The 26,485-nt window shown below is 71.7% G+C and carries 20 protein-coding genes; 9 read left to right on the top strand and 11 right to left on the bottom strand.

Annotated features, from left to right (window positions below; genetic code table 11):
- Positions 1–124: 124 nt before the first annotated feature.
- The gene (locus ABZU46_RS06150) at positions 125–1,075 is read right to left on the bottom strand and encodes an NUDIX domain-containing protein (RefSeq protein ID WP_354855364.1); all 951 of its coding nucleotides are present in this window, start codon (positions 1,073–1,075) and stop codon (positions 125–127) included.
- 144 nt (positions 1,076–1,219) lie between these two features.
- Between ABZU46_RS06150 and ABZU46_RS06145 the strand changes: the two genes are divergently transcribed.
- Complete coding sequence (locus tag ABZU46_RS06145; protein WP_354855363.1) at positions 1,220–1,576, top strand: PspC domain-containing protein; 357 nt, start codon at positions 1,220–1,222, stop codon at positions 1,574–1,576.
- Between the two features lie 7 nt (positions 1,577–1,583).
- Here ABZU46_RS06145 and guaA read toward each other — a convergent pair whose 3' ends face one another.
- A complete protein-coding gene (gene guaA, locus ABZU46_RS06140) occupies positions 1,584–3,140 on the bottom strand; it encodes a glutamine-hydrolyzing GMP synthase (protein ID WP_354855362.1) in 1,557 nt (518 codons plus the stop codon).
- 78 nt (positions 3,141–3,218) lie between these two features.
- Entirely contained in the window at positions 3,219–4,916 is a 1,698-nt protein-coding gene (locus ABZU46_RS06135) for a GMC family oxidoreductase (RefSeq protein WP_354855361.1), read from the bottom strand.
- A 145-nt stretch (positions 4,917–5,061) separates the two neighbouring features.
- Here ABZU46_RS06135 and ABZU46_RS06130 point away from each other — a divergent pair, with 145 nt between their 5' ends.
- Positions 5,062–6,186, top strand: a complete 1,125-nt coding sequence (locus ABZU46_RS06130) for an LCP family protein (protein WP_354855360.1) — start codon at positions 5,062–5,064, stop codon at positions 6,184–6,186.
- A 48-nt stretch (positions 6,187–6,234) separates the two neighbouring features.
- Here the strand turns inward: ABZU46_RS06130 and ABZU46_RS06125 are convergent, their stop codons facing one another.
- Together ABZU46_RS06125 and ABZU46_RS06120 are read right to left on the bottom strand one after the other, a co-directional pair.
- Positions 6,235–7,695 carry a M1 family metallopeptidase gene (locus ABZU46_RS06125; protein WP_354855359.1) on the bottom strand — a complete coding sequence of 487 codons (1,461 nt, stop codon included), beginning with the start codon at positions 7,693–7,695 and terminating at the stop codon, positions 6,235–6,237.
- A 107-nt stretch (positions 7,696–7,802) separates the two neighbouring features.
- Complete coding sequence (locus tag ABZU46_RS06120) at positions 7,803–9,224, bottom strand: M1 family metallopeptidase (protein ID WP_354855358.1); 1,422 nt, start codon at positions 9,222–9,224, stop codon at positions 7,803–7,805.
- A gap of 393 nt (positions 9,225–9,617) precedes the next feature.
- Between ABZU46_RS06120 and ABZU46_RS06115 the strand changes: the two genes are divergently transcribed.
- Positions 9,618–10,739: a sugar phosphate isomerase/epimerase gene (locus tag ABZU46_RS06115; RefSeq protein WP_354855357.1), complete on the top strand. Its 1,122-nt coding sequence runs from the start codon at positions 9,618–9,620 to the stop codon at positions 10,737–10,739.
- Positions 10,740–10,953: 214 nt separating this feature from the next.
- Positions 10,954–14,271 (top strand): ThuA domain-containing protein, encoded by a 3,318-nt coding sequence (locus tag ABZU46_RS06110; RefSeq protein ID WP_354855356.1) that lies wholly within the window; start codon positions 10,954–10,956, stop codon positions 14,269–14,271.
- 90 nt (positions 14,272–14,361) lie between these two features.
- On the opposite strand, the gene ABZU46_RS06105 is transcribed toward ABZU46_RS06110, so the two are convergent.
- Together ABZU46_RS06105 and guaB are read right to left on the bottom strand one after the other, a co-directional pair.
- Positions 14,362–15,480 carry a GuaB3 family IMP dehydrogenase-related protein gene (locus tag ABZU46_RS06105; protein WP_354855355.1) on the bottom strand — a complete coding sequence of 373 codons (1,119 nt, stop codon included), beginning with the start codon at positions 15,478–15,480 and terminating at the stop codon, positions 14,362–14,364.
- Between the two features lie 27 nt (positions 15,481–15,507).
- Positions 15,508–17,070 (bottom strand): IMP dehydrogenase, encoded by a 1,563-nt coding sequence (guaB, locus tag ABZU46_RS06100; protein WP_354855354.1) that lies wholly within the window; start codon positions 17,068–17,070, stop codon positions 15,508–15,510.
- A gap of 186 nt (positions 17,071–17,256) precedes the next feature.
- Between guaB and ABZU46_RS06095 the strand changes: the two genes are divergently transcribed.
- Positions 17,257–17,676 carry a DUF5319 domain-containing protein gene (locus ABZU46_RS06095; protein ID WP_354855353.1) on the top strand — a complete coding sequence of 140 codons (420 nt, stop codon included), beginning with the start codon at positions 17,257–17,259 and terminating at the stop codon, positions 17,674–17,676.
- Positions 17,677–17,713: 37 nt separating this feature from the next.
- Here ABZU46_RS06095 and ABZU46_RS06090 read toward each other — a convergent pair whose 3' ends face one another.
- The gene (locus ABZU46_RS06090; protein WP_354855352.1) at positions 17,714–18,532 is read right to left on the bottom strand and encodes a response regulator transcription factor; all 819 of its coding nucleotides are present in this window, start codon (positions 18,530–18,532) and stop codon (positions 17,714–17,716) included.
- Between the two features lie 255 nt (positions 18,533–18,787).
- Between ABZU46_RS06090 and ABZU46_RS06085 the strand changes: the two genes are divergently transcribed.
- A complete protein-coding gene (locus ABZU46_RS06085) occupies positions 18,788–19,171 on the top strand; it encodes a WhiB family transcriptional regulator (RefSeq protein WP_234589302.1) in 384 nt (127 codons plus the stop codon).
- Positions 19,172–19,363: 192 nt separating this feature from the next.
- On the opposite strand, the gene ABZU46_RS06080 is transcribed toward ABZU46_RS06085, so the two are convergent.
- The 3 genes from ABZU46_RS06080 to groES all read right to left on the bottom strand — a co-directional run bounded on the left by ABZU46_RS06080 (position 19,364) and on the right by groES (position 23,191).
- Positions 19,364–21,040 (bottom strand): molybdopterin-dependent oxidoreductase, encoded by a 1,677-nt coding sequence (locus ABZU46_RS06080; RefSeq protein WP_354855351.1) that lies wholly within the window; start codon positions 21,038–21,040, stop codon positions 19,364–19,366.
- A 125-nt stretch (positions 21,041–21,165) separates the two neighbouring features.
- On the bottom strand, positions 21,166–22,806 hold the full coding sequence (groL, locus tag ABZU46_RS06075; protein WP_354855350.1) for a chaperonin GroEL: 1,641 nt from the start codon (positions 22,804–22,806) through the stop codon (positions 21,166–21,168).
- A gap of 70 nt (positions 22,807–22,876) precedes the next feature.
- A complete protein-coding gene (gene groES, locus ABZU46_RS06070; protein WP_030330046.1) occupies positions 22,877–23,191 on the bottom strand; it encodes a co-chaperone GroES in 315 nt (104 codons plus the stop codon).
- Between the two features lie 262 nt (positions 23,192–23,453).
- Between groES and ABZU46_RS06065 the strand changes: the two genes are divergently transcribed.
- The 3 genes from ABZU46_RS06065 (at position 23,454) to ABZU46_RS06055 (ending at position 26,414) form a co-directional block, all read left to right on the top strand.
- Positions 23,454–24,650, top strand: a complete 1,197-nt coding sequence (locus ABZU46_RS06065) for a methyltransferase domain-containing protein (RefSeq protein WP_354855349.1) — start codon at positions 23,454–23,456, stop codon at positions 24,648–24,650.
- A 10-nt stretch (positions 24,651–24,660) separates the two neighbouring features.
- Positions 24,661–25,140, top strand: a complete 480-nt coding sequence (gene ybaK, locus ABZU46_RS06060; RefSeq protein ID WP_354855348.1) for a Cys-tRNA(Pro) deacylase — start codon at positions 24,661–24,663, stop codon at positions 25,138–25,140.
- Positions 25,141–25,319: 179 nt separating this feature from the next.
- Positions 25,320–26,414, top strand: coding sequence for a substrate-binding domain-containing protein (locus ABZU46_RS06055; protein ID WP_354855347.1), 1,095 nt, complete (start codon positions 25,320–25,322; stop codon positions 26,412–26,414).
- Positions 26,415–26,485: the final 71 nt, after the last annotated feature.

Genomic DNA, 26,485 nt, shown 5'->3' with positions numbered 1-26,485 from the left:
CCCCCGCACCCGCCTTCAGGCCGGTGATCATGAAGTTATCGCCGTCCATCCCGGCGTGTCCCGACAATAACTTCATGATCGCCGCGACGAGGGAGGCCGGGGGCGGGGTGGGGTGGGGTGGGGGTTAGGTTAGTTGGGCTGCTTGGACTGCTTCTGCGGTCACCTCGGTCAGGCGGTCGGTCGGGAGGGCGCCCAGTTCCTCGCGGGCGAACCAACGGGCCTCGCAGGTGGAGCCACCGACGTCGGTGATCGTCGGCGCGTTGGGCTCGTCGACGACGACCCGGTAGAAGGCGCGGACGCCGTGCCAGTCGATCGGGTAGCCCTCCGGGCCGAGCGAGGCGGCGTCGCGGTGGCTCGCCACACCCAGCAGCTCGACGAGGCGGCCGGACTGGCCGGTCTCCTCCACCAGCTCCCGGATGAGCGCCGCGCCGGGCTGCTCGCCGTAGTCGGTGCCGCCGCCGGGCAGGTGCCAGCAGCCGGCGCCCGGGTAGCCGTCGGAGATCCGGGTGAGCAGCACCCGACCGGCCGGGTCGGTGCACACGGCGTACGCGGCGAAGCGCTGCGCACGGTGCAGCCCGTCCGGGCCGGGCACCGCGTAGAAGGAGGGGAACTCGGGCACCTCGTCGGGCACCACGTCGGCCGAGGAGGCGGGCAGGCCGAGGGCGCGGGCCGTGAACGAGCGCAGCGGCAACTCGCGGGCCTCGTCGAGCGTGTACCACCGGGCCAGGTCGGTGGGGCGTTCGCCGACCCGGTCGGCGAGGGTGCCGCCCCGCACCGCCACCCGGTAGATCAGCCGGTCGGTGTGGATGGTGATGCCGCGCTCGGGCAGCGCCCGCATGTCGGCGAGCACGTCGGCCAGGCCCGAGACGGCGACCGAGAGGCCCGTCTCGGCGGCGGTCTCGCGGACGACTGTGTGGTTCGGGTCCTCACCGTGGTCGACCGCTCCGCCCGGCAGCGACCAGGTGCCGGGGGTGCCGGAGCGCTCCGATGCGCGGACCAGCAACACTCGGCCGTCTGAATCAGCACAAACTGCGTATGCCGCGATCCTGCGAAGCGGCTCCAGCAAGGTGGTCACGGGACCAAATTCTCCCCGGGACGGGTTACCGGGACGGAAAAGAGTCGGATTCCTGACTCTTTGCTACCCGCTCAGGGATCGGTCAGGGTAAGGATCCGGGCGGTCACCGAGGGCGGGCCGGGCACCGGCGCGGACCGTGGAGACATGACATCCACCGCCGCACCGCACGCCCCGTACAAGCAGCTCCGGCGACCCACCACCGACCGCATGGTGGCGGGGGTCGCCAGCGGCCTCGGCCGCTACTTCGACGTCGACCCCACACTGGTCCGCGTGGCCTTCGCGGTCACCGGCCTGCTCACCGGCGGGCTCGCGCTGTTCGCGTACCCCATCATGTGGTTCCTGATGCCCGAGGAGCCCACCGGCGCGCCGGCCTGGCCGCACCCGGCGGGCGCCGCGCCGCAGCCCACCGCCGGGCCCGCGCCCGGCGGACCGCAGCCGGGGTACGCGCCGACGCCGCCCTACCCGCCGACGACCCCGTCCCACACGCCGCCGGCCGCGTGAGCCGCGGTCACTCCCACTCGATGGTGCCCGGCGGCTTGCTGGTCACGTCCAGCACCACACGGTTGACCTCGGCGACCTCGTTGGTGATCCGGGTGGAGATCCGGGCCACCACGTCGTAGGGCAGCCGGGACCAGTCGGCGGTCATCGCGTCCTCGCTGGAGACCGGGCGCAGCACCACGGGATGCCCGTAGCTGCGCCCGTCACCCTGCACGCCGACGCTGCGCACGTCGGCGAGCAGCACCACGGGGAACTGCCAGACACCCCGGTCCAGGCCCGCGGCGGTCAGCTCCTCGCGGGCGATCAGATCGGCGCGGCGCAGCAGGTCGAGGCGCTCGCGGTCGACGGCGCCGATGATCCGGATGGCCAGGCCGGGGCCGGGGAACGGGTGCCGCCAGACCATCGCCTCGGGCAGGCCCAGCTGGAGGCCGAGCGCCCGGACCTCGTCCTTGAAGAGGGTGCGCAGCGGCTCGACCAGGGCGAACTTCAGGTCCTCCGGCAGGCCGCCGACGTTGTGGTGACTCTTGATGTTGGCGGTGCCGGTGCCGCCGCCGGACTCCACCACGTCCGGGTAGAGGGTGCCCTGGACCAGGAACTCCACGTCGCCGTGCGAGGCGATCTCGCGGGCGGCGGCCTCGAAGACCCGGATGAACTCCCGGCCAATGATCTTGCGCTTCTGCTCCGGATCGGTCACCCCGGCCAGCGCGCCGAGGAACCGGTCGGCGGCGTCGACCACCTTCAGCTTGATGCCGGTGGCCGCCACGTAGTCCTTCTCGACCTGCTCGGCCTCGCCCGCCCGCAGCAGACCGTGGTCGACGAACACGCAGGTGAGCTGGTCACCGACCGCCCTGTGCACCAGCGCGGCGGCGACCGCCGAGTCCACCCCGCCGGAGAGGCCGCAGATGACCTCCTTGTCACCGACCTGGGCGCGGATCCGGGCGACCTGCTCGTCGATGATGTTCTCGGGCGTCCAGGTCGGCTCGATGCCGGCGATGTCGTACAGGAAGCGGGTCAGCATCTCCTGACCGTGCGCGGTGTGCCCGACCTCCGGGTGGAACTGCACGCCGGCCCGGCGCCCGGCCACGTCCTCGAAGGCCGCCACCGGCGCGCCCGCCGACTCGGCGGTGACCGTGAAGCCCTCGGGGGCCTCGGTGACGCAGTCTCCGTGGCTCATCCAGACCGGCAGGTCCGCCGGCAGGTCGCGCAGCAGCACACCCGGCTCGAGGAGGCGGGGGCGCAGCGGCGTGCCGCCGTACTCGCGGTTGCCCGTCCGCGCGACGGTGCCGCCCAGCGCCTGGGCCATCGCCTGGAAGCCGTAGCAGATGCCGAAGACCGGCACGTCGGCCGTGAACACGCCGGCGTCGATCTGCGGGGCGTCCGGCGCGTACACGCTGGCCGGACCGCCGGAGAGGATGATCGCGGCCGGGTTCTTCGCCAGCATCTCGGCGACCGGCATCGAGTGCGGCACGATCTCGGAGTAGACCTTCGCCTCGCGGACCCGGCGCGCGATGAGCTGGGCGTACTGGGCTCCGAAGTCCACCACGAGGACAGGGCGAGGCAGGCTCATGTGCACAAAGCCTACCGACAGCACCGCCGTCCCCGGCACCGGCTCGCCCGCCGGGGTCAGGGTCACAGCCCGCCGGGGTCAGGGTTTCAGCGCGCCGGGGGCGTCCGCCGGCACCGCCGGGTGCAGCGGGGGTACGGGAGGCAGCCGCCGGTACGGATCTCCGAGCGGGGGCCGAGGGTCCGGCTCGCCCCGGTTGGGCCAGAAGGACATCGCCCGTTCCGCCTGTGCGGTGATCGTCAGGGACGGGTTCACGCCCAGGTTCGCCGACACCGCCGCGCCGTCCACCACGTGCAGCCCCGGGTGGCCGTACACCCGGTGCCAGGGGTCGATCACCCCGTCGGCCTCGGTGGCGCCGATCACCGCGCCGCCCAGGATGTGCGCGGTGATCGGGATGTCGAACGGCTCGGTGAGCGAGCCGCCCGGCGTACCGCCGATCTCCTCGGCGAGCAGCCGGGTCGCGGTGTTGCCGGCCGGGATCCAGGTCGGGCTCGGGGTGCCGTGGCCGGGCCCGGTGACCAGCCGGCGACCGAACACGCCGCGCCGCCAGCGGGTGGTCAGCGAGTTGTCCACCGACTGCATCACCAGGGCGATCACCGTCCGCTCCGACCAGCCGCGCACGGACAGCATCCGGGCGGCCAGCCCCGGCTGCCGGACGATGCTGCCCAGCCAGCGCCGAACGCGGTGCGGGCCGCCGTCGACAAGCAGCGACTGGAGCAGCCCCATGGCGTTGGAGCCGCGCCCGTAGCGGACCGGCTCGATGTGGGTCTGCGGGTCCGGGTGGAACGAGCTGGTGATCGCCACCCCCTCGGTGAAGTCCAGCCGCTCGGACCGGGCCCGCCGGTGGTCCACCGAGGCGCCCAGGATCGCCTCCGAGTTGGTCCGGGTCAGCTCACCGAGGCGGGGTGAGAGCCGGGGCAGGGCGCCGTCGGTCTTCATGCCGTGCAGCAGCCGTTGGGTGCCGAGCGCCCCGGCGGCGAAGACCACCTGGTCGGCGTGGATCACCTGCCGCCGTCGGCGCAGCCAGGCACCGGTGCGCTCGGTGTGCACCTCGTACCCGCCGTCGGCGGCCGGCCGGACGGCCGTCACCGTGGTCAGCGGGTGCACGGTGGCGCCCAGCCGCTCGGCGAGCCACAGGTAGTTCTTGACCAACGTGTTCTTGGCCCCGTGCCGGCAGCCGGTCATGCACGAGCCGCAGTGCAGGCAGCCGGTGCGCTCCGGGCCGACGCCACCGAAGTACGGGTCGGCGACGCGCTGGCCGGGGCGGCCGATGTGCACGCCGACGGGGGTGGCGTGGAAGGTGTGGCCCACCCCCATCCGGTCGGCCACCGCCCGCATGGCGCGGTCCGCGCCGGTGTCCATCGGGTACGTGGTGACGCCGAGCATCCGCTTCGCCTGGTCGAAGTGGCGGGCCAGCTCGTCGCGCCAGTCGGTGATGTCGCGCCACTGCGGGTCGGTGTAGAACGCCGGCAGCGGTTCGTAGAGGGTGTTCGCGTAGACCAGCGAGCCACCGCCCACTCCCGCGCCGGAGAGCACGAGCACGCCGCCGCCAGATCGCCGCTCGGCGGGGCGGAGCAGGGTGAGCCGCTGGATGCCGTAGCAGCCCAGCTTCGGCGCCCACAGGAAGCGGCGGGCCCGCCAGGACGTCTGCGGGAACTCGTCGTCGGCGAAGCGGCGGCCGGCCTCCAGGACGCCGACCGAGTAACCCTTCTCGGCCAGGCGGAGCGCCGTGACGCTGCCGCCGAAGCCGGACCCGATGACGACCACGTCGTACCGCATGGACGCATCATTACCCGTCAGTAGCGCTCGCGCCAGCGGCAGTTTTCGCGCGATCATGCACCGGCCGACCGACCCGGCGCCTTCCGGCCGCAACCCGGAGCACCCGTCGGAGCGTTGTGCCGGATACGGGTGGAAGGAAACGAAGATGATCTTGGGGTCGATGGAGCCGCGCCGGCGGTGGCTGGTGCTCGGGCTGGCCGCCCTCGCCGTCGTCGCGCTGATCGCTGGCGGCACTGTGGTGATCACCCGCCTGACCGGCGGCGACTCGCCCGCCGGCACTCCGGTGGCCGGCTCGCCGAGCCCGTCGTCGGTCGGCACGCCCACCCCCACGCCCAGCCCGAGCGGCCCGCCCCCGGGCGCGAACATCACTGGCCCGCTGACGCTGCTGCTCGTCGGGGTGGACACCCGGGTCAGCGTTCCCGGCTGGGAGCCGCACTCCGATGCCGTGCTGGTGCTGCACGTGCCGAAGGGGCTGGGCCGGGCGTACCTCTTCTCGCTCCCCCGCGACCTGCTGGTGGACATTCCGGCGTTCCCGAAGGCCGGCTACAAGGGCGGCAAGACCAAGCTCACCCACTCGATGAGCTTCGGCAGCCGGGTGCCCGGCAAGCCCAAGCAGCCGAGCACCGCCCAGGGGTACGAGCTGCTGCGCAGCACGGTGAGCGGATACACCGGGCTGCGGATCGACGCCGGGGCGGTGCTCACCTTCGCCGGGTTCGACCGGCTGGTGAACGCCCTCGGCGGGGTGGACATCTACGTCGACCAGCGGGTCGCCTCCCTGCACCGCAAGCCGGACGGCAAGTACCGGGACAGCGCCCCCGGCGGGTACACCGGGCCGCAGCAGGTCTACGAGAAGGGCGAGCAGCACCTCAACGGGTGGCAGGCCCTGGACTACGCGCGGCAGCGCTACATCACCGGCGGCGACTACGCCCGCCAGCGCCACCAGCAGCAGCTCGTCCGAGCGCTGACCCGCAAGATCCTCGATGAGGGCCTGGCCCGGCAGCCGGAGCGCGTCGACCAGGTGGTCGCCGCGCTGGGCGACACCCTGATCTACGTGGGCGGCAACCGGATCGTCGACCTGGCGTACGCGCTCAGCGGGGTGCCGGAGAACAAGTTCGTCCTGGTCGGCCTGCCCGGCTCAGGTGTCGGCAAGGGCAGCGCCTACCAGGGCGAACAACTCACCAGCGAGGGCCGGAAGTTCATTACCGAACTCCGGGCCGGCCGCGCGGACGCGTACCTCGCGGCCCACCCCAAGCTGGTCGTCAAGACCTGACCCGCGCCCCGGGGCCCTCGGCTCGACCGAGGCCCCCGGGGCACCTTCCTAGAGCTTCTTGGGTTGGGCGGGCTTCTTGGTGCCGTTGAGCCACGCCTCGAAGAGAGCGTCGAGCTGCTTGCCGGAGATCCGCTCGGCGAGGGCCACGAACTCGGCGGTGGTGGCGGTCCCGTTGCGCTTCTCCGCCGCCCAGGTCTTGACGATCTGGAAGAACGCCTTGTCGCCGACGGCCACCCGCAGCGCGTGCAGGGTCATCCCGCCACGCTGATAGACCGACTCGCTGAACAGGTCCTTCACCCCCGGCTTGCCCGGCGGGGTCTTCCACACCGCGGCCGGCACCCGCTCGTAGCGGATGTCGAACGCCTGCTTCGCGGTGTACTGCTTGGTGTGCTCGGCCCACAGCCACTCCGCGTACGTCGCGAAGCCCTCGTTGAGCCAGATGTCCTCCCACTTGGCCAGCGCCACGCTGTCGCCGAACCACTGGTGGGCCAGCTCGTGGGCGACCACCTCGGTGTTCTCGCCACGGCGGAAGAATCCGGCGGAGTAGACCGGGCGGCTCTGCGTCTCCAGCGCGTACCCGATCCGGCTGTCCGAGACGACCACACCGCCGTACGCGTCGAACGGATACGGCCCGAAGACGGTCTCCAGGTAGTCGGCCACCTTGACGGTCTGCGCGATCGACGCGTCCGACGCGCCCTTGGCCACCTTGGTGGTGACGGCGCTGTAGACCGGCTTCCCCTTGTGCTGGCCGGTGGTGATCCGGAACTTGCCGATCACCACGGTGCTCAGGTAGCTGGCCATGGGCGACTTCTCCGACCACTTCCAGGTGGTCCAGCCGTCCTTGGTGGTGTTGCCGCCCGGCACGCCGTTGCTGACGGCGGTCAGGCCCTGCGGGACGGTGACCTCGAAGTCGTACGCGGCCTTGTCGGACGGGTGGTCGTTGACCGGGAACCAGGTGCTCGCCGACTCCGGCTGGCCCAGCGCGATCGCGCCGTCGGCGGTGTGCAGGAACCCGCCCTCGCCGAGCACCTCGTTCTTCAGCGGCTTCGGCACCCCCTCGTACACGATCTCCGCGACGAAACCGTTGCCCGTGATCAGGCCGGCCGCCGGCTTGATCACCAGCTCGTTCTTGTCCCGGGTGTAGGTGGCCGGTGCGCCGTCCACGGTGACCGTCTTGACGGTCAGACCGGCCAGGTCGAGGTTGAACGTCGACAGGTCCGCCGTCGCCGTGGCCTGCACGGTTGCCGTACCGGTCAGCCGGTCCTTCGCCGGGTCGTAGCGCACCTTCACGGTGTACTTCCCGACGTCGTACCCGCCGTTGCCGTACGTCGGGAAGTACGCGTCCCCGAGCCCGGCCGCCCCGGCGGTGAAGGTCCGCGACGGCGTCGGGGACGCGCTCGGCGTCGGGGCCGCGGCCTCCTTCGTGGACGAGTCGCATCCGGACAGCACGAGCGCCCCGGTCACCAGCAGACCGGCACCCACCCGCAGCCTGCGCCGCGTTCCCCGCATCACGAACCCTCCCCGTACACCCGGTGCGGGGGGCCTGGCCACCCCGCGCGACCGGCGCTCCTGCCTGATCGCAGGCGGCAGCCTATCGACAGATGATCACGAGGCCGTCACGGCAGGGTCGGTGCCGCTCCGCCCACCAGCCACGCGTCGAGGAGCGGCCGTAGCTGCCGGTCGGCCACCCGCTCGGCCAGCGCCACGAAGTCCGAGGTGGTGGCGGTGCCGCCCGCCCGCTCGGTGGTCCAGGTACGCAGGATGCGGAAGAAGGTGTCGTCACCGACAGTCCGGCGCAGCGCGTGCACGGCGAGCGCGCCGCGCTTGTAGACCGCGGTGCCGAACATCCGCTCCCGTCCCGGCTCGACCGACGGCTGGGACCAGTCGGTCGACGCGTACTGCAGCTCGAAGTTGCGCTGCGCGGTCCGACCGCCGTCGTGCTCCTCCCACAGCCACTCGGCGTAGCTGGCGAAGCCCTCGTTGAGCCAGATGTCGCTCCACCGGTGCAGGGACACGCTGTCGCCGAACCACTGGTGGGCCAGCTCGTGTGCCACCACGCCGGGGTTGGGATGGTCGTCGGTGAAGAAGGCGGGCCCGTAGACCGGCCGGGACTGGGTCTCCAACGCGTACCCGATCCGGTCGTCGGCGACCACGATCCCGCCGTACGAGTCGAACGGGTACGGGCCGAAGCGGCTGGCCAGGAAGTCCACGATCTCGCCGGTGCGGGCCAGGGAGCCGGCCGCCCCACCGTTCGCCGGCAGGCTCGCCGCGACAGCGGTGACCAGCGGTCGTCCGGCGTGCTCGCCGTTGACCACCCGATAGTTTCCGATCACGAGGGTGCTCAGGTAGCTCGCCATCGGGGTGCGCTCCGACCAGCGCCAGGTGGTCCACCCGTCGGCGCTGCTCTTCGGCCCGGGCACCCCGTTGCTCAGCGCGGACAGTCCGTCCGGGACGGTCACCGCGATGTCGTAGCTGGCCTTGTCCGACGGGTGGTCGTTGACCGGGAACCAGGTGGCCGCGGAGTCGGGCTGACCGAGAGCGATCGCCCCGTCGTCGGTGTGCAGGAAGCCGCCGCTGCCCAGCTCGCCGTCGGTCACGGCGGTGGGCACTCCCGCGTAGTCGACCGCCACGGTGAAGGTCCGGCCGCGCGGAAGCCGGTCGCGCGGGGTGACCACCAGCTCGCCGTCATCGCGGCGGTGCTTGGCGCGCTCGTCGGCGACGGTGACCGCGCCGACGTCCAGGCCGACCAGGTCCAGGTTGAACCGGGACAGATCCTGGGTGGCCGTCGCCGTGATGGTCGCCCGACCGGTGAGCCGGTCGGTCTTCGGGTCGTAGCGGACGTCCAGCCCGTAGTGCGTGACGTCGTAACCGCCGTTGCCATGGCCCGGCACGTACGGGTCGCCGACGTCCGCGGCGCCGGGTCGGAACCCGCCGTCGTCGTCGCCCGTGCACCCGGCGGCGGTCAGCGTGACGGCGCAGCTCAGCACCGTGAGGGCGGCGGCCAGCCTGCGGGACGGTGTGCGTCCGGTCAGGACCATGCACGACTCCTTCGTCCCTCGGTCACGACGAGCGTAGCCAGCGTCATCGGACCCGACGCGCATATTGACGATCATCGGTTACTTTCGCTTAAACAAACAAAAGTTCGTGCGGATCGATGCTTTCTTTTGGCTTCGACCGACGTTAGTGTCTGTCTCCAAGATGTAACGCGCTCGGAACATTCAAGCCGATCGTGTCCATGGACGGGACCGGCGTCCCGCACCACCACGCCGCAGCGACGGCGTGGAAACTGCCCCTTCGACTCGCGGTACCCGGGCACGCCCTCGGCTTCACCGGGACGCGGATCGGGCGCTCGGCGGCGCCCGCGACCTGACCCCTCGTCGCACCTCTGCTGATCGTCATCGACGGCCACCACCGTCGCGAAAGGTGGAACAATGCCAGATCACACCGCACCCAACGCCTCATCTGCCGGTCGGCTCAGCCGCCGCTCCCTGCTTGCCGCGTCGGCCGGAGCCGCCGCCGCGCTCGGCGCCGCCGGCCTGCCGGTCCTCGCCACCGGCACCCCCGCGCTCGCCCACCCCAAGGACAAGGGCAAGAGCAAGCTGCGGGTCGAGCCGCTGATTCCGTCGAAGAACCGCGGCATCATCCTCTACAGCGTCCGGGACCGGATCACCGCCGCCCCCGACGACAGCGGCGTGCCGTACGGCTTCGAGCGTGTCCTCGCCCGGCTCGCCGAGATCGGGTACAAGGAGATCGAGTTCGCCGGCTACACCCAGAACACCGAGATCCTGGGCCGGCAGATCACCCCGACCGAGATTCGCAAGATCCTCGACGACAACGGCCTGGTCGCCAACGGCACGCACGCCTCGATCCAGGCGGCCACGTTCCAGCAGCAGCTGGACATCGCCGAGGAACTCGGCATGAAGAACATCGGCACCGGAAGCGACCCGACCAACAGCGCGTACAAGGCCGACTGGGACGCCGCCGCCGACACCTGGAACGAGCTGGGCCGGCAGGCGCACGCCCGGGGCATGCGCCTCTACACGCACAACCACGACGTCGCGTACAGCTTCCTGCTCGACTCCGGGCCGCTGGACGCGCAGGGCCGCCCGACCCGCTCGTCGGGCATCCGGCGGCTGGAGTACTTCTTCGGCAGGACCGACCCCCGGTACGTCTTCTTCGAGTTCGACATCTACTGGGGCTACGTGGCCCGCTACAAGCACCAGAAGTACGTCGACCCGGCCGGACGCGAGGTGACCGACCTGTTCGACCCGATCCTCAACGTGGCCGACCGGACCACCCGGTTCCCGCTCTTCCACGCCAAGGACGGCGACCGGGACACCAGCGTGCCCAACGGTCACCAGATGACCCCGCTCGGCGAGGGCGACATCAACTTCCAGCAGTTCTTCCAGACCATCGGCGAGCGGGACTTCCACCACGCCAACTGGGAGATGGACACCGCCCCCGGCGGCACCGCCAACCGGGCCCAGTCGCTGGACTTTGCGGCGCTCAGCTACCGCAACATGTCGGACCTGACCATCTACCTCAAGAAGTGACCTCCGGCGCGGCCGGCGACCGTCCGACGCCGGCCGCGTCCCACCCCGCCGGCCGAGCCGCCGGCATCCGGTGACGGGCCGGTCGAGCACCGGCCCTGCGCACCCGCGCCTCCCGTACGGCGACGGGACGCGCCCGGTCCATCCCCCACCGCAGTCGCGCTGCCGGCCCGAACAGGCCGGGGATGCCACGCGCCTGCCGACCACCGGAGGAACGATGACCCGACCGACCGGACGACGATGGTTCGCCGTCGCCGCTGGACTCATCCTGACCATCCCCCTCACCTCCGCCGTTCCCGCCACCGCCGCACCAGCCGACGACGCGCCCCCGATCGCGCCGTCCGTGGTCGAGAACGGACCGGCCGCGCTCCGCGCCGCCGTGCGCGCTCCGCAGACCTACCGGGTGCTGGTGTTCACCAAGACCGCCGGTGAGCGCCGGGCGTCCATTACCGACGGTGTCGACACCATCCAGCAGCTGGCCAAGGCGAACCACTTCACCGTCACGGTGAGCCGCGACGCCGCCGTGTTCACCGCCGCCGAGCTGGCGAAGTACCGTGCGGTGGTCTTCCTCAACACCACCGGCGACGTACTCAACGCCAGCCAGGAGGCGGCCTTCGAGGCGTACGTCAAGGCGGGCGGCGGCTACGTGGGCGTCCACGCGGCGGCGGAGACCGAGCCGGACTGGGCCTTCTACCAGAACCTCGTCGGCGCGAAGGCGGCCGCCGCCTCGCCGGTCGGCCGCGGCGTGGTGGACGTGGCCGACCGCGCCCACCCGGCGTCCGAGACGCTGCCCCGCACGCTCACCCTCACCGAGGAGTGGTACAACTTCGACCGCAACGTCCGGGGCGCCGCGCACGTGCTGGCCACCGTGGACGAGAAGACCTACACCGGCGGCACGATGGGGTACGACCACCCGGTCACCTGGTGCAAGGACTATCAGGGCGGCCGTTCCTTCTACACCGGCCTCGGGCACAGCATCGAGACGTACCGCTCGGCGAAGTTCCGTGAGCACCTGCTCGGCGGCATCCGGTGGTCCGCCGGTGTGGTCGAGGGCGACTGCGGCGCCACCGTGCTCGGCAACTACGAGAAGGTCACCCTCAACGACGACCCAGGCGAGCCGATGTCGCTGGCCGTGCTGCCGGACGGCCGGGTGCTGCACAACACCCGCGGCGGCGAGGTCCGGCTCTACGACCCGGCCACCGGCGCCAGCCCGGTGATCACCACCGTCGACGTGTACCAGCACGACGAGGACGGCCTCCAGTCGGTGGCGATCGACCCGGACTTCGTGACCAACAGGTGGGTCTACATCTACTACGCCCCGAAGCTGAACACCCCGGTCGACAACCCGGCCACCCCCGGCGTCAACGAGGGCGACGCGCCGGTCACCTCCACCGACCCGACCGTGTGGGACAAATTCAAGGGCTACAACCAGCTCTCCCGGGTGAAGCTGGTGGACTCCCCCACCCCGCACCTGGACATGAGCACCGAGCAGCAGATCCTCCGGGTCGACACCGACCGTGGCATCTGCTGCCACGTGGCCGGTGAGGTCAAGTTCGACGGCAAGGGGCTGCTCTACCTGATCACCGGGGATGACACCAACGCCGGCGGCTCCGACGGCTACACCCCGATCAACGAGTCACCGACGCAGGGCCCCGGCTACGACGCGCAGCGCTCCGCCGCCAACACCAACGACCTGCGCGGCAAGCTGCTGCGGATCAAGGTGCGGGCCAACGGCACGTACACCGTTCCCAAGGGCAACCTCTTCCCCGAGGAGCAGGACACCGCCGGGAAGACGCGGCCGGAGATCTTCCTGATGGGGCTGCGCAACCCGTTCCGGTACGACGTGGACGCCAAGGGCATGGTCTACGTGGGCGACTACTCGCCGGACTCCCGCGTACCCAGCGCCACCCGCGGCCCGGACGGCACCGGCCGCTGGTTCGCCACCAACAAGGCCGGCAACTACGGCTGGCCGTACTGCTACTCGCCCAGCCTGCCGTACATCGACTACGACTTCGTCACCCGGACCTCCGGCGCCCCGTTCAACTGCGGCGCCCCGGTCAACGACTCACCCCGCAACACCGGCCTGCGGGTGCTGCCGAAGGTCGAGCAGCCGCAGTTCTGGTACACCTTCGACGGGCGCACCCCGTGTGCCGGGTCGTACCTGGAGACCCCGCCGGTCGGCTGCGACTTCACATGGCCGGTCATCGGCACCGGCGGCGTCGGCCCGATGGGCGGCCCGATCTACTCGTACGACCCGGCGTCGACCTCCGAGGTGAAGTTCCCCGAGTACTACCAGAACGCGGTGGTCTTCGGTGAGTTCACCCGCGACAAGATCTTCATGATGCGCACCGACGGCAAGGGCACCCTGACCGGCGTGGAGCAGTTCCTGCCGGGCGTCGTGTTCGACAACCCGATGGACATGGAGTTCGGCCCCGACGGCTCGCTCTACCTGCTGGAGTACGGCGACGGCTTCTTCCGGGCCAACCCCGACGCCCAGCTCTCGGTGATCCGCTACGTCAAGGGCAAGCGGTCGCCGGTGGCGAGGCTCGACGCCACCCCGACCTCCGGGACGGCACCGCTGACGGTGCGGTTCTCCTCGGCCGGCAGCTACGACCCGGACCCGGGCGAGTCCATCTCGTACGCCTGGGACTTCACCAGCGACGGCACTGTCGACTCGGCCGACCCGAGCCCGTCGTTCACCTACACCGCGAACGGGACGTACACCGCGAAGCTGACGGTGACCGACTCCAGCGGGAAGACCGCGGTGCTCACCAAGGAGATCGTGGTCGGCAACACCGCGCCCACGGTGACCGTCACCTCCCCGGTGAGCGGCAGCTTCTTCACCTGGGGCGAGAGCGTGCCGTTCACCGTCACGGTGACCGACCCCGAGGACGGGCCGGTGGACTGCGCGCGGGTCACCGTGACCTTCGTCCTCGGCCACGACAGCCACGGCCACCCGGACAGCTCCACCACCGGCTGCACCGGCACCCTCGCCACCCCCGCCGACGGCGGTGACCACGCCGGCGGGTACCTGTACGGCGGGATCAGCGCCTCGTACACCGACCTCGGTGGCGGCGGCCAGGCCCCCCTCACCACGGTCGGCCAGGCGATCATCCAGACACCCCGGCAGCAGGCCGAGTACGCCCAGGTGAAGCAGGGCGTCGAGGTCGCCACCACGGGTGACACCGGCGGCGGGCAGCACGTCAGCGGGATCGACCCGGGCGACCACATCGCCTTCGACCCGATCAACCTGGGTGGGGTGTCCAGCGTGACCCTGCGGCACTCCGGCGGCTCGGCGGCCACCGCCGGCACTCCCCGGGCGGCGGTGGAGCTGCGGCTCGACTCGCCCACCGGCCCGCTCGTCGCCACCGCGACGGTGAACGCGACCACCGGCAACTCGGCCTTCACCAGCACCACGGTGCCGGTGGACCAGCCGGCCGGGGCGCACCGGCTCTACCTGGTCTACGCCGCCGTGCCGGGCGGTCCGACCAGCGGCCTGGGCAACCTGAACTGGGTCGAGTTCACCGAGGGCTGACGAGCCGGCCCACCCCCGGCACGCCCCCGGTACGACGGAGGCCGGCCCCGCAACGTGGCGGGGCCGGCCTTCCGGCGTCTGAACGGCAGGTCAGCGGTCGAGGACCAGGCCGACCTTCTGGAACTCCTTGAGGTCGCGGTAGCCGCACTTGGCCATCGCCCGGCGCAGCCCGCCGAACAGGTTGAGCTGACCGTCGGCCTCGTCCGCCGGGCCGAAGAGCAGCTGCTCCATCGACCCGAGCGGCTCACCGGCGACCTCGAACGCCCCGCGGGGCAGCGACGGGTGGCTGGCCGCCGAGTGCCACCAGGCGCCGCCGGCGGGCGCCTCGTCGCAGAGCGACAACGGCTCGCCGAGCATCACCGCGTCCGCGCCACAGCCGAGGGCCTTGGCGATGTCACCGGAGGTCTGGATGTCGCCGTCGGCGATCAGGTGCACGTACCGGCCGCCGGTCTCGTCGAGGTAGTCCCGACGGGCCGCCGCGGCGTCGGCGATCGCGGTGGCCATCGGCACCCGGATGCCCAGCACCGACTCGGTCGTCGACCACTCGTCGCCGCCGATGCCGACGATCACGCCGGCCGCGCCGGTACGCATCAGGTGCAGGGCCGTCTTGTAGTCGGTGCAGCCGCCGACGATGACCGGCAGGTCGAGGTCGGCGATGAACTCCTTGAGGTTCAGCGGCTCGTCGGTCGTCGACACGTGCTCGGCCGACACGATGGTGCCCTGGATGACCAGGATGTCCACTCCGGCGTCCAGGATGACCGGGGCCAGCGCCAGGGTGTGCTGCGGGGAGACCCGCACCGCCACCGTGCCGCCACCGGCGCGCAGCTCGCGGACCCGCTCGGCGATCAGGTCCGGGCGGATCGGCTCGGCGTACACCTCCTGGAGCCGCTTGGTGGCGCGGGCGTCCTCGTCGAGGCCGGCCAGCTCCTCCAGCACCTTCGTCGGGTTCTCGTAGCGGGTCCACAGCCCCTCGACGTTGAGCACGCCGAGACCGCCGAGCTGACCGAGCCGGACCGCCGAGGACGGGCTCATCGTGGCGTCCGAGGGGTGCCCGACACAGGGGATGCCGAACGGGTACGCGTCGAGCTGCCACGCGGTCGAGACGTCGTCGACGTCCCGGGTCCGGCGGCTCGGCACGATGGCGATGTCGTCCAGGTGGTAACCGCGCTGCGCGGTCTTGCCCAGCCCGATCTCGACCACGTCACGCATGGGGGACTCCAGGTTGTTGGGGGATGGTCAGCGGGAGTGGTAGTTGGGCGCCTCGACGGTCATCTGGATGTCGTGCGGGTGGCTCTCCTTGAGCCCCGCCGCCGTGATCCGGATCAGCTGGCCACGCCGGTGCAGCTCGGGGATGCTCTCCGCGCCGACGTACCCCATCGCGGCCCGCAGCCCGCCGGTGAGCTGGTGGGCGACCGCGGACAGCGGGCCCCGGTAGGGCACCTGCCCCTCGACACCCTCGGGGACCAGCTTGTCCTCGGCGAGCACGTCCTGCTGGAAGTACCGGTCCTTCGAGTACGACTTGGCCTGCCCCCGGGACTGCATCGCGCCGAGCGAGCCCATCCCGCGGTACGCCTTGTACTGCTTGCCGTTGATGAAGATCAGCTCGCCGGGGCTCTCCTCGCAGCCGGCCAGCAGGCTGCCGAGCATCACCGTGTCGGCGCCGGCGACCAGGGCCTTGGCGATGTCGCCCGAATACTGGATGCCGCCGTCGCCGATCACCGGGACGCCGGCCGGGCGGGCGGCACGGGCCGCCTCCATGATCGCGGTGATCTGCGGGACGCCGACTCCGGCCACGATCCGGGTCGTGCAGATCGCGCCCGGGCCGACACCCACCTTGATCCCGTCGGCGCCGGCCTCGACCAGCGCGCGCGCACCGGCGTACGTGGCCACGTTGCCGCCCACGATGTCGATCGTGACGTCCTTCTTGAGCTGGCGGACCATGTCCAGCACGGCCCGCTGGTGCCCGTGCGCCGTGTCCACGATCAGCACGTCGACGCCGGCGTCGACGAGCGTGCGGGCCCGCTTGTACGAGTCCTCGCCGACACCGACGGCGGCGGCCACCCGCAGCCGGCCCGCGTCGTCCTTGGTGGCGTTCGGGTACTGCTCGCTCTTGGTGAAGTCCTTCACGGTGATCAGCCCGCGCAGCCGACCCGAGTCGTCCACGATCGGCAGCTTCTCGACCTTGTGGCGACGCAGCAGCGCCAGCGCGTCGTCCTTGCTCACCCCGACCGTGGCGGTGACCAGCGGCGTCCGGGTCATGATCTCGCGGACCGGGGTGCTCGGTTCGGAGACGAAACGCATGTCGCGGTTGGTGACGATGCCGACCAGTTGGCCATCGCCGTCCACCACCGGGACACCCGAGATGCGGTAGCGCCCGCACAGCTCGTCGACCTCGCGCAGGGTGTCGTCCGGGCTGGCGGTCACCGGGTTGGTGATCATGCCGGACTCGGAGCGCTTGACCAGGTCGACCTGGAGGGCCTGGTCCTCCACGGAGAGGTTGCGGTGCAGCACGCCGATGCCACCCTGGCGGGCCATGGCGATCGCCATGCGCGCCTCGGTGACCGTGTCCATGGCGCTGGAGAGCAGCGGAACGGTCAGTTCGATGCCGCGGGTGAGCTTCGTCCGGGTGTTGACCCGGCTGGGGACGACGTCCGACTCGCCCGGCTGGAGCAGCACGTCATCGAAGGTGAGCCCGAGCGGAACGACCCGGGCCGAGCCGGCGGGCAGCTCGGGCAGGTGGCCGCCCAGATCGGCGTGCTCGACGCCGGCCGGAAGATCGGTGCTGGGCGAATTTTCCACGATTGCTCTCCTGAGCTGCTCGGATGGGCTTCAGCGAGGTGGCGCGGGCGGGCACCGGAGCACGCCACGGTGCCGGCACGTCGTCCTATCGTACCCAGTGACCTGGGCGACCTCCGTCGGCGGCGGCCGCGTGGGCGCGGTGCCGGGGGGCGGACGTTCGCGCCGCGTTGGGTCTACGGTGAGGGGGTGCACGACGAGCCCATCGACCCGTTCAACGGCGACCCGGCCGACCCGACCGCAGGCCTGGACGACCCGGGCGACGACGCGACGCCGGATCCGCTGACCGACGTCGAGCGGCAGGATGTGCTGGAGGACCTCGCCGACCTGGAGATCTACCAGGCCCTGCTGGCGCCAATCGGGGTGCGCGGGCTGGTCATCGAATGCGAGGACTGCCGGGAACCGCACTACTTCGACTGGGACCTGCTGCGGGGCAACCTGCGGCACCTGCTCAACTCGGGGCGGCCCCGGGTGCACGAGCCGGCGTACGACCCGGACCCGGACCACTACGTGACCTGGGACTACGCCCGTGGTTACGCCGACGGGGTGCACGACACCCTGACCGAGGGCACCGAGGACGAACCGGGCACCGCCACCACCGGCGAGTGACCGCTGGCTGACCCCGCCGGGGGCGGGGCCGCGTGGGTCAGGAGACCAGGCCGGCACGAAAGCCGGCGGCGACCGCGTGGGCGCGGTCCCGGGCGCCGAGCTTGCGGAACAGCCGTCGCGCATGGGTCTTGACGGTGTCCTCGGACACGAACAGCTCCCGGCCGATCTCCGCGTTGCTCTTGCCCTCGGCCATGCCCAGCAGCACCTGGAGTTCCCGTTCGGTGAGCCCGATCGACGCCCGGTTGGGGCGGGCGCTCGGGGCGGGCCGGGTCGGATCGGTCTGGCCGGCTGCCGACCCGTCGGTCGCCGACTCGACCTCGTCGTCACCCCGCTGCACCGGCACCGACGGCATGCCCGGCGACCCGTCGCCGGGCGCGGCCGTCCAGCCGGGTTCGGCGGAGCCGCGTACCGATGGCGCGGAGCGGCCCGACCCACCGACCGCCGCGGTGTCCCGGGCCGGGTCGGTGACCCGCTGCCGGGAGGCTCGGCCGGGTGCGGTGAGCAGCAGCAGGGCCTTGGCGACCGCGCTGGTCAGGTCGTGGTCGGCGTTCTGGATGAGACCCCGGGCGCCAGCGCTGATGGTGGCGGCGGCGGCCTCGGACTCCTCGGCGCCGAGCAGCAGGACCGCGGCCTGCGGCGCGCGGGCCAGCACCCGGCGGACGAAACCCGCGCTGTCCGGCCGGGTGAGAGCCGTGTCGGCCAGGACCACGTCGGCCGGGCGCTCGGCGAGTCGCAGCATCACCTCGGGATCGGAGACGGCGGTACGGACGATCGCGGACAACCCCAGCCGCGCGGCAGCAGAGTTGAGGTGCTGAGCCGCGAGCGGTGTCCGAACGCACACAAGAACGGTACGCACTGTGGTGGTCTCCTCTCCGCACACGAGCAGACCATGACGGCGTCGGCTGGGGAGGGGGTTCCCGGCAATCATCTGAACTTTTCCGACAGATAGGGCAAAAGCCGCGAGTTGCCAGACGTTTTCGATCACACACGTGTGAGCCGGCGGCAGCCCGGGTACCGGGAGATCCAGGCCGGGAACGGTGCGCCTGCGCGGCCCGCCGCCCGGAAGCCGGCCACAAGAGTCTCGCGGTGCCGCGCGGGAGGAGGGGTGCTGATGTCGAACGTACGTAGACTGCCCGGACCCATCGTCGATCTCTGGGACTGGCAGCGGCTCGGTGCCTGCCGGGGCCGGGACAGCGCCCAGTTCTTCCACCCGGACGGGGAGCGGGGCTCCTCCCGGCTGCGCAGGGAGTCCGCCGCCAAGTCGGTCTGCCGGGCCTGCCCGGTCCGCGCCGAGTGCGCCGCGCACGCCCTGTCGGTCCGCGAGCCGTACGGCGTCTGGGGCGGCTTCAGCGAGTCGGAGCGGCTGCGCCTGCTCGCCGTCGGCTGGGAGGACCTGGCCGACCGCCGGCAGATCCGGGTCGACGTCGCCCGCCTGGAGGCGCGACTGGGCCGCCCGCACAAGTCGACGGTCCCGGCCCAGCGCAACGTCGCCTGACCCGGCACCCACCCCGAACACCGCGAACCGCGCCCCCGCCCAGCGGGAGCGCGGTTCCGCGCGCCTGCCCCCACCCCACCCCACCCACCCCTGCCCCCGTCGATCATGAAGTTATTGCCCCGACACGCCGTCGCTGAAGGCAATAACTTCATGATCACCAGGGGCAGGGTGGGGGCGGGGGCAGGGTGGGGGTTAGTGGACGTTGACTGGGACGGTGTGCCAGCCGGTGGCGCCGTCCGGGGCGACGCTCTGCGTGCGCTCGGTCTGGGTTTCGCCTGTCGCGTCCGTTGCCCGGACCTGGAGCCGGTGCTCGCCCGGCGTGGCGTCCCAGCGCCAGGACCACTGCATCCAGGTGTCCACCGACACCGTCGGGGCCAGCTGCGCCTCCTGCCAGGGGCCGTCGTCGACGCGTACCTCGACCCGGCGAACGCCCCGGTGCTGCGCCCAGGCCACACCGGCCACCGTCACCGGACCGGCGGTCAACCGGTTGCGCCGTCGCGGCGCGTCGATGCGCGACTGGGTCTTGATCGGGCCCTGGGCGGACCAACCACGCGGCACCCAGTACGCGTCGAAGTCGGCGAACCGGGTCAGCTCCAGCTCGGTCACCCACTTGCAGGCCGACACGTAGCCGTAGAGGCCCGGCACCACCATCCGGACCGGGAACCCGTGCTCGACCGGCAGCGGCTCGCCGTTCATGCCGATCGCCAGCAGCGCGTCGCGTCCGTCGCGGAGCGCGGCGGTGGGGGTGCCACAGGTCCAACCGTCGACCGACCGGCCGACGACCTGGTCGGCGTCCTCCTCCGGCTGCACCTCGTCCAGCAGCTCCCGCAGGGGTACGCCCAGCCAGCGGGCGTTGCCGATCAGGTCCCCACCGACCTCGTTCGAGACGCAGGCCAGCGTGACGTACCGCTCGACCAACGGCCGGGCCAGCAGATCGGCGTAGCTGTAGGTGCGCTCGGTGCCCACCCGGCCATGGATGCGCAGCCGCCAGGTCTCCGGGTCCACCTGCGGCACCACCAGGGCGGTGTCGATCCGGTAGAACCCGAGATTCGGGGTGACGTACGGCGCGAGCTGGGCCAGCGACAGGTCCGCGCCCGCCGGCACGGCCGGTGCGGGGGCGACCGGCGCGGGCAGCCGGATCGCGTCCCGGGCGGCGGACACGCCGCGCCGCCCGGCCAGCCAGCGCCCGCCGAGTCCGGCCACGGCGGCCGTGCCGAGTAGCACACCGGTGCCGGTCAGGAACCGTCGGCGCGACTCCGGATCGACAGTCGCGGCCGGCGCGGCCGGGGTCACCGGCACCGGCGGGGCGGCGGGGGTCACCGGGACCGGCAGGCCCTCCGTCGGCCCGGCGGGCGACACCGGCCATTCACCAGGACCGGCAGCCGGCGGGGTTGCCGGGCGGGAGGTGGCGGGTGAGGTCCAGGGCCAGGGGTCCAGCTCGAACGGGCCGGCGATGAACAGCCAGAGCACCAGGGCGCCGAGTCCGCCACCGACCAGCGACGGCAGCGCGTCGAAGACGTCCGCGCCGGGGCGGGTCAGCGCGGCGGCCACACCGACGACGCCGAACGCCGCGATGCCGGCCAGGCCCAGGGCCAGCCGGCGGACCGCCACCATTCCGAGCAGCGCGGCGAAGGCGCCCAGCAGCAGGGCCGTTCCGATCAGCAGGGCGATCTTGTCGGCGGTGCCGAAGACGTCGATGGCGAACTGCTTGAGCGGCTCGGGGACGGCGTCGACGACCACCCCACCCACCGCGACCAGTGGCGCCGACCGGGGGCCCGTCAGCACCGCCACCGGCTCCGCGATCCCGATCGCGACGGCGGCGGCGGTCACTCCGGCCAGCGCGGCGTACCGCCGCGACGTGGTGCTCATCGGCCCAGTGTGCGCGATCAATCCGCCGGGTCGCCAACCATGTCAGCGCTTGGTAATGATCGCGGAGACGAACCGGGGCACACCGCCGTACGACGGTGTGCCCCGGGGCGGGTGTCGCTACCGGGTCAGAAGCCCGGGCCGTGCTGGTGACCGTGGCCGTGGCCGTGCCCACCGGCGGCGGCCGGCTCGGCCTGCTCCGGCTTCTCCACCACGAGGCTCTCGGTGGTGAGCAGCAGACCGGCGATCGAGGCGGCGTTGGTGACCGCGTTGCGGGTCACCTTCACCGGGTCGATGATGCCGGCCTTGACCAGGTCGCCGTACTCGCCGGTGGCGGCGTCGAGGCCGTGGCCCCACTGCATGTCGGCGACCTTCTGCGTCACGACGTAGCCGTCGTGGCCGGCGTTCTGCGCGATCCAGCGCAGCGGCTCGACCAGCGCCTTGCGCACGATCGAGACGCCGACCTTCTCCTCGCCGGTGAAGCCCAGGTCGTCGTCGAGCACGGGAAGGATCTGCACCAGGGCGGCGCCGCCGCCGGGCACGGTGCCCTCCTCGACCGCGGCCTTGGTCGCCGCGATGGCGTCCTCGATGCGGTGCTTGCGCTCCTTCATCTCGACCTCGGTCGCCGCACCCACCTTGATCACGGCGATGCCGCCGGAGAGCTTCGCCAGCCGCTCGGCCAGCTTCTCCCGGTCCCAGTCGGAGTCGGAGGCCTCGATCTCCTTGCGGATCTGGGAGACCCGGTCGTCGACGTCGGCCTTCTGGCCGCCGCCGTCGACGATCGTGGTGTTCTCCTTGTCGACCACGACGCGCCGGGCGCTGCCGAGCACCTCCAGGCCGACCTGGTCGAGCTTGTAGCCCAGCTCCGGAGCGACCAGCTCGGCGCCGGTGGAGATCGCGATGTCCTGGAGCATGGCCTTGCGCCGGTCGCCGAAGCCCGGGGCCTTGACCGCGCAGACCTTGAGGGTCTTGCGCAGCGAGTTGACCACCAGGGTGGAGAGCGCCTGACCGTCCACGTCCTCGGCGATGATCAGCAGCGGCTTGCTGTTCTGCAGGACCTTCTCCAGCAGCGGCAGCAGCTCCTCGATCGCCGAGATCTTCTGGGTGGTGACCAGGATGTACGCGTCCTCCAGGACGGACTCCTGACCCTCCAGGTCGGTGACGAAGTTCGGCGAGATGAAGCCCTTGTCGAACTGGAGACCCTCGGTCACGTCCAGCTCGGTGGTGAGCATCGAGCCCTCCTCGACGGTGATGACACCGTCGCGGCCGACCCGCTCCATCGCCTCGGCGATCAGCTCGCCGATGGTGGCGTCCTGCGCCGAGATCGTCGCCACGTTCGCGATCGACTTCTTGTGAGCGACCTCGACGGCGCGGCCGAGCAGCGCCTCGGAGATCTTGGTGGCCGCCGCGTCGATGCCCCGCTTGAGGCCGGCCGGGTTGGTCCCGGCGGTCACGTTGCGCAGGCCCTCACGGACCATCGCCTGCGCCAGCACGGTCGCGGTGGTGGTCCCGTCGCCGGCGACGTCGTTGGTCTTGGTCGCCACCTCCTTGACCAGCTGCGCGCCGAGGTTCTCGTAGGGGTTGGTGAGCTCGATCTCCTTGGCGATGGTCACACCATCGTTGGTGATCGTCGGCGCACCGAATTTCTTGTCCAGGACGACGTTGCGCCCGCGCGGGCCGAGGGTGACCTTGACCGCGTCTGCGAGGGCGTTGACACCGTGCTCCAGCAGGTGCCGGGCGTCGTCCGAGAAGCTCAGGATCTTCGCCATGTATGTCCCTTCGAAGCGAAGCTGCCCCGGCCCGGCGAGCCGGACCGGGGCAGCGACACTGATCGGTTGCTTACTTCTCGATGACCGCGAGGACGTCGCGGGCGGAGAGCACCAGGTACTCCTCGCCGGCGTACTTGACCTCGGTGCCGCCGTACTTCGAGTAGAGGACGGTGTCGCCGACCTGCACGTCAACCGGAACCCGGTTGCCGTTGTCGTCGACGCGCCCCGGACCCACAGCGAGGACGGTGCCCTCCTGCGGCTTCTCCTTGGCGGTGTCGGGGATCACGATGCCCGACGCCGTGGTGGTCTCAGCCTCGTTCGCCTGGACCACGATGCGGTCCTCGAGCGGCTTGATCGCAACCTTGGTCGCGGTAGTCACGGGCATACCCTCCTGGGGTACTACTGGTTTCGTTGCCGGCCAGCGGGGCTGACCAGCGTCAATCTGCCTCATGCCACCGGGCGGGGCCGTCGTCGCGGGTGCCGGTCCGCCTGGCGTGCGCACCCGGGTCGCGAGACCCGGAAGCTGGCACCCTCAGGGTGAGAGTGCTAATCGCAGGTTATTCCGTGGCTAGCACTCCGTCAAGGAGAGTGCCAGCGCGTCGCGCCCCGCCAGCCGGTATTTCCGCCTCGGCCGGGAGAATGGTGGGGTGGATCTCGATCAGCTGGCGGCGCTGCGTACCCCCGAGGGGTCGGCCGCGCTCACGGCGGCGGCCGGGCTGGCCGGCGGTGATCCACTGGCGGCGGCGTCGGCGTTACGCGCCGGCGGGGTGCCGCCCGCGCTGGCCGCGGCGGCGCTCACCCAGGCCGAGCTGCGCCACCGGGCGGTCGGCAAGTTCGGCCCGGCTGCCGCCGGGATGTTCCTCACCCGCGCCGGGCTGGAGCAGGCCACCCGCCGGGTCGTCGCCGACCGCCGCGCCGAGCGGCTGCGCGCGGCCGGCGTGCGCACGCTGGCCGACCTCGGCTGCGGCCTCGGCGCCGACGCGCTCGCCGCCGCCCGCGCCGGCATCCGGGTGTACGGGGTGGAGGCCGACCCGGTGACCGCCGCGATGGCCGCCGCCAACGCCGCCGCCGCGGGGCTGGCCGAGCTGTTCACGGTCGAGTGCGGCGACGCCACCGCGTTCGACGTCTCCCGGGTCGACGGCGTCTTCTGTGACCCGGCCCGACGTACGAGCGGCACCGGTCGGCGGATCTTCGACCCGCGCGCCTACTCGCCACCGTGGGACTTCGTCACCGGGCTCGCGGAACGGGTGCCGCGCACGGTGGTGAAGGTGGCGCCGGGACTGGACCACGCGCTCATCCCGGCCGGCGCGGAGGCGGAGTGGGTAGGCGTGGACGGCGACCTGGTCGAGGCCGCGCTCTGGTGTGGGGACCTGGCCCAGGTGCCCCGCCGCGCGACTCTCTACCGGCAGGTGGGCGCCGAGACGCACCGTTTTCAGCTCACCGGCTCGGGCGCCACCGACGCGCCGGTCGGGCCACCGCGCCGCTACCTGTACGACCCGGATCCGGCCGTGGTCCGCGCGCACCTCGTCGCCGAACTGGCCGACCAGCTGGACGCCACGCTGGGTGACCCGAGCATCGCCTACCTCTACGCCGACCGGCCGACGCCCACCCCGTACGCCCGGTGCCTGGAGATCACCGACGTGCTGCCGTTCTCGCTCAAGCGCCTGCGGGCACTGCTGCGGGAACGGCGGGTGGGCCGGGTGGAGATCCTCAAGCGGGGCTCCGCGCTCACCCCGGAGCAGTTGCGGCGGGATCTGCGGTTGGCCGGCGACCAGGCGGCGAGCCTGGTGCTCACCCGGACGGCCGGGGCACCGACCGTGTTGGTCGGCCACCCGGTCCACTAGCGTCGTCGGTGTGGCGGGACAGGGCACTCCGGCGACCGCGCTGCTGGTCAAGCGTGGGATCGCGTATCGCACCCATCCGTACCGGGTCTCCCCGGACGTGCCGAACTACGGCGCGCTGGTCGCCGAGGCGCTCGGTGTGGCACCCGAGCGGGTGTTCAAGTCGCTGGTGACCGAGGTCGACGGCGCCCTGACCGTGGCGGTCGTCCCGGTCACCGGCGAGCTGGACCTCAAGGCGCTCGCGGCGGCGGTCGGCGGCAAGCGGGCGACGATGGCCGACCGGGCGGTCGCCGAGCGGGCCACCGGCTACGTGCGCGGCGGGATCAGCCCGCTCGGGCAGCGCCGGCGCCTGCCCACAGTGCTGGACGAATCCGCGCTGGATCTGCCGACGATCTACGTCTCGGCTGGTCGGCGCGGTCTGCAACTCGAACTGGCCGCAGCGGATCTGGTGGCGCTGACCGACGCCCGCACCGCGCCGTTGCAGACCCACTGACGACAGTCGTTACGTCGACTCCCGCATGGCATACGCGGGGAGTAACAGTCGCGTTGCTGAATTGTTATCGCTTCCAACAAACTTGGCACCTGCGCGGTCTTGTGGGACCAGTGTGACGCGAAATACGTTGCCGGACACAACAAAACAACACCTCCCCCACCTCCGAAAGGACCCTGCACATGCGTAAGGGGATCCTCACCATCGCCGCCGTGGGCCTGCTCGCGACCGGCGGTTTGACCGCCTGCGGCGACGACTCCGGCTCCGACAAGCCCAGCTCCGCCAAGACCCCCAAGATCGGCGTCATCCTCCCGGACAGCAAGTCCTCCGCCCGGTGGGAGACCGCGGACCGCAGGTTCCTGGAAGAGGCGTTCAAGGCCGCTGGCGTCAAGTACGACATTCAGAACGCCCAGAACGACAAGACCGCCTTCCAGACCATCGCCGACCAGATGATCACCAGCGGCGTCACCGCCCTGATGATCGTCAACCTGGACTCCGGCACCGGTAAGGCCGTGCTCGACAAGGCCAAGTCGCAGGGCGTCGCCACCATCGACTACGACCGGCTCACCCTGGGCGGCTCCGCCCAGTACTACGTCAGCTTCGACAACGAGACCGTCGGCAAGCTCCAGGGCGAGGGCCTGTCGAAGTGCCTGACTGAGAAGAACGCCAAGAACCCCGTCGTGGCGTACCTGAACGGCTCCCCCACCGACAACAACGCCACCCTGTTCAAGGCCGGCTACGACTCGGTGCTGAAGCCGAAGTTCGACTCCAAGGAGTACGTCAAGGGCCCCGAGGACGCCGTGCCGGCCTGGGACAACGCGCAGGCCACGACGATCTTCGAGCAGCAGCTCACCAAGGCCAACGGCAAGATCGACGGCGTGCTGGCCGCCAACGACGGTCTCGGCAACGCGGCCATCTCGATCCTGAAGAAGAACAAGCTCAACGGCAAGGTGCCGGTGACCGGCCAGGACGCCAGCACCGAGGGCCTGCAGAACATCCTCGCCGGTGACCAGTGCATGACCGTCTACAAGGCCGTCCGCGAAGAGGCGAAGGCCGCCTCCGACCTGGCCATCGCGCTCGCCAAGGGCGAGAAGAAGGACACCGGCCAGACGGTGAAGGACCCGGAGGGTGGCCGTGACGTCCCCTCGGTGCTGCTCACCCCGAAGGCCATCTACAAGGACAACATCAAGGACGTCATCGCCGACGGCTACGTGACCAAGGAAGAGGTCTGCACCGCGGCGTACGCCAAGGCCTGCGCCGACGCCGGCATCAGCTGACCGACGCCGCAGTACCCGCCGGGACGACCATCGCCGCCCGGCACGGGAGCATCCTCCCGTGCCGGGCGGCG

The sequence above is a fragment of the Micromonospora sp. NPDC005197 genome, assembly GCF_040608295.1.
GTDB lineage: Bacteria > Actinomycetota > Actinomycetes > Mycobacteriales > Micromonosporaceae > Micromonospora.
This window is presented reverse-complemented; position numbering and strand designations above follow the sequence as displayed.

What these genes read in the sequence shown, in the direction of transcription:
- ABZU46_RS06080 (WP_354855351.1), bottom strand. Translation starts at nt 21,040, where the DNA reads ATGAGCACCACGTCGCGGCGGTACGCCGCGCTGGCCGGAGTGACCGCC.
- ABZU46_RS06120 (WP_354855358.1), bottom strand. Translation starts at nt 9,224, where the DNA reads ATGGTCCTGACCGGACGCACACCGTCCCGCAGGCTGGCCGCCGCCCTC.
- ABZU46_RS06105 (WP_354855355.1), bottom strand. Translation starts at nt 15,480, where the DNA reads ATGCGTGACGTGGTCGAGATCGGGCTGGGCAAGACCGCGCAGCGCGGT.
- groES (WP_030330046.1), bottom strand. Translation starts at nt 23,191, where the DNA reads ATGCCCGTGACTACCGCGACCAAGGTTGCGATCAAGCCGCTCGAGGAC.
- ABZU46_RS06115 (WP_354855357.1), top strand. Translation starts at nt 9,618, where the DNA reads ATGCCAGATCACACCGCACCCAACGCCTCATCTGCCGGTCGGCTCAGC.
- ABZU46_RS06110 (WP_354855356.1), top strand. Translation starts at nt 10,954, where the DNA reads ATGACCCGACCGACCGGACGACGATGGTTCGCCGTCGCCGCTGGACTC.
- ABZU46_RS06055 (WP_354855347.1), top strand. Translation starts at nt 25,320, where the DNA reads ATGCGTAAGGGGATCCTCACCATCGCCGCCGTGGGCCTGCTCGCGACC.
- ABZU46_RS06135 (WP_354855361.1), bottom strand. Translation starts at nt 4,916, where the DNA reads ATGCGGTACGACGTGGTCGTCATCGGGTCCGGCTTCGGCGGCAGCGTC.
- ABZU46_RS06085 (WP_234589302.1), top strand. Translation starts at nt 18,788, where the DNA reads ATGTCGAACGTACGTAGACTGCCCGGACCCATCGTCGATCTCTGGGAC.
- ABZU46_RS06130 (WP_354855360.1), top strand. Translation starts at nt 5,062, where the DNA reads ATGATCTTGGGGTCGATGGAGCCGCGCCGGCGGTGGCTGGTGCTCGGG.
- ABZU46_RS06125 (WP_354855359.1), bottom strand. Translation starts at nt 7,695, where the DNA reads ATGCGGGGAACGCGGCGCAGGCTGCGGGTGGGTGCCGGTCTGCTGGTG.
- guaA (WP_354855362.1), bottom strand. Translation starts at nt 3,140, where the DNA reads ATGAGCCTGCCTCGCCCTGTCCTCGTGGTGGACTTCGGAGCCCAGTAC.
- ABZU46_RS06145 (WP_354855363.1), top strand. Translation starts at nt 1,220, where the DNA reads ATGACATCCACCGCCGCACCGCACGCCCCGTACAAGCAGCTCCGGCGA.
- groL (WP_354855350.1), bottom strand. Translation starts at nt 22,806, where the DNA reads ATGGCGAAGATCCTGAGCTTCTCGGACGACGCCCGGCACCTGCTGGAG.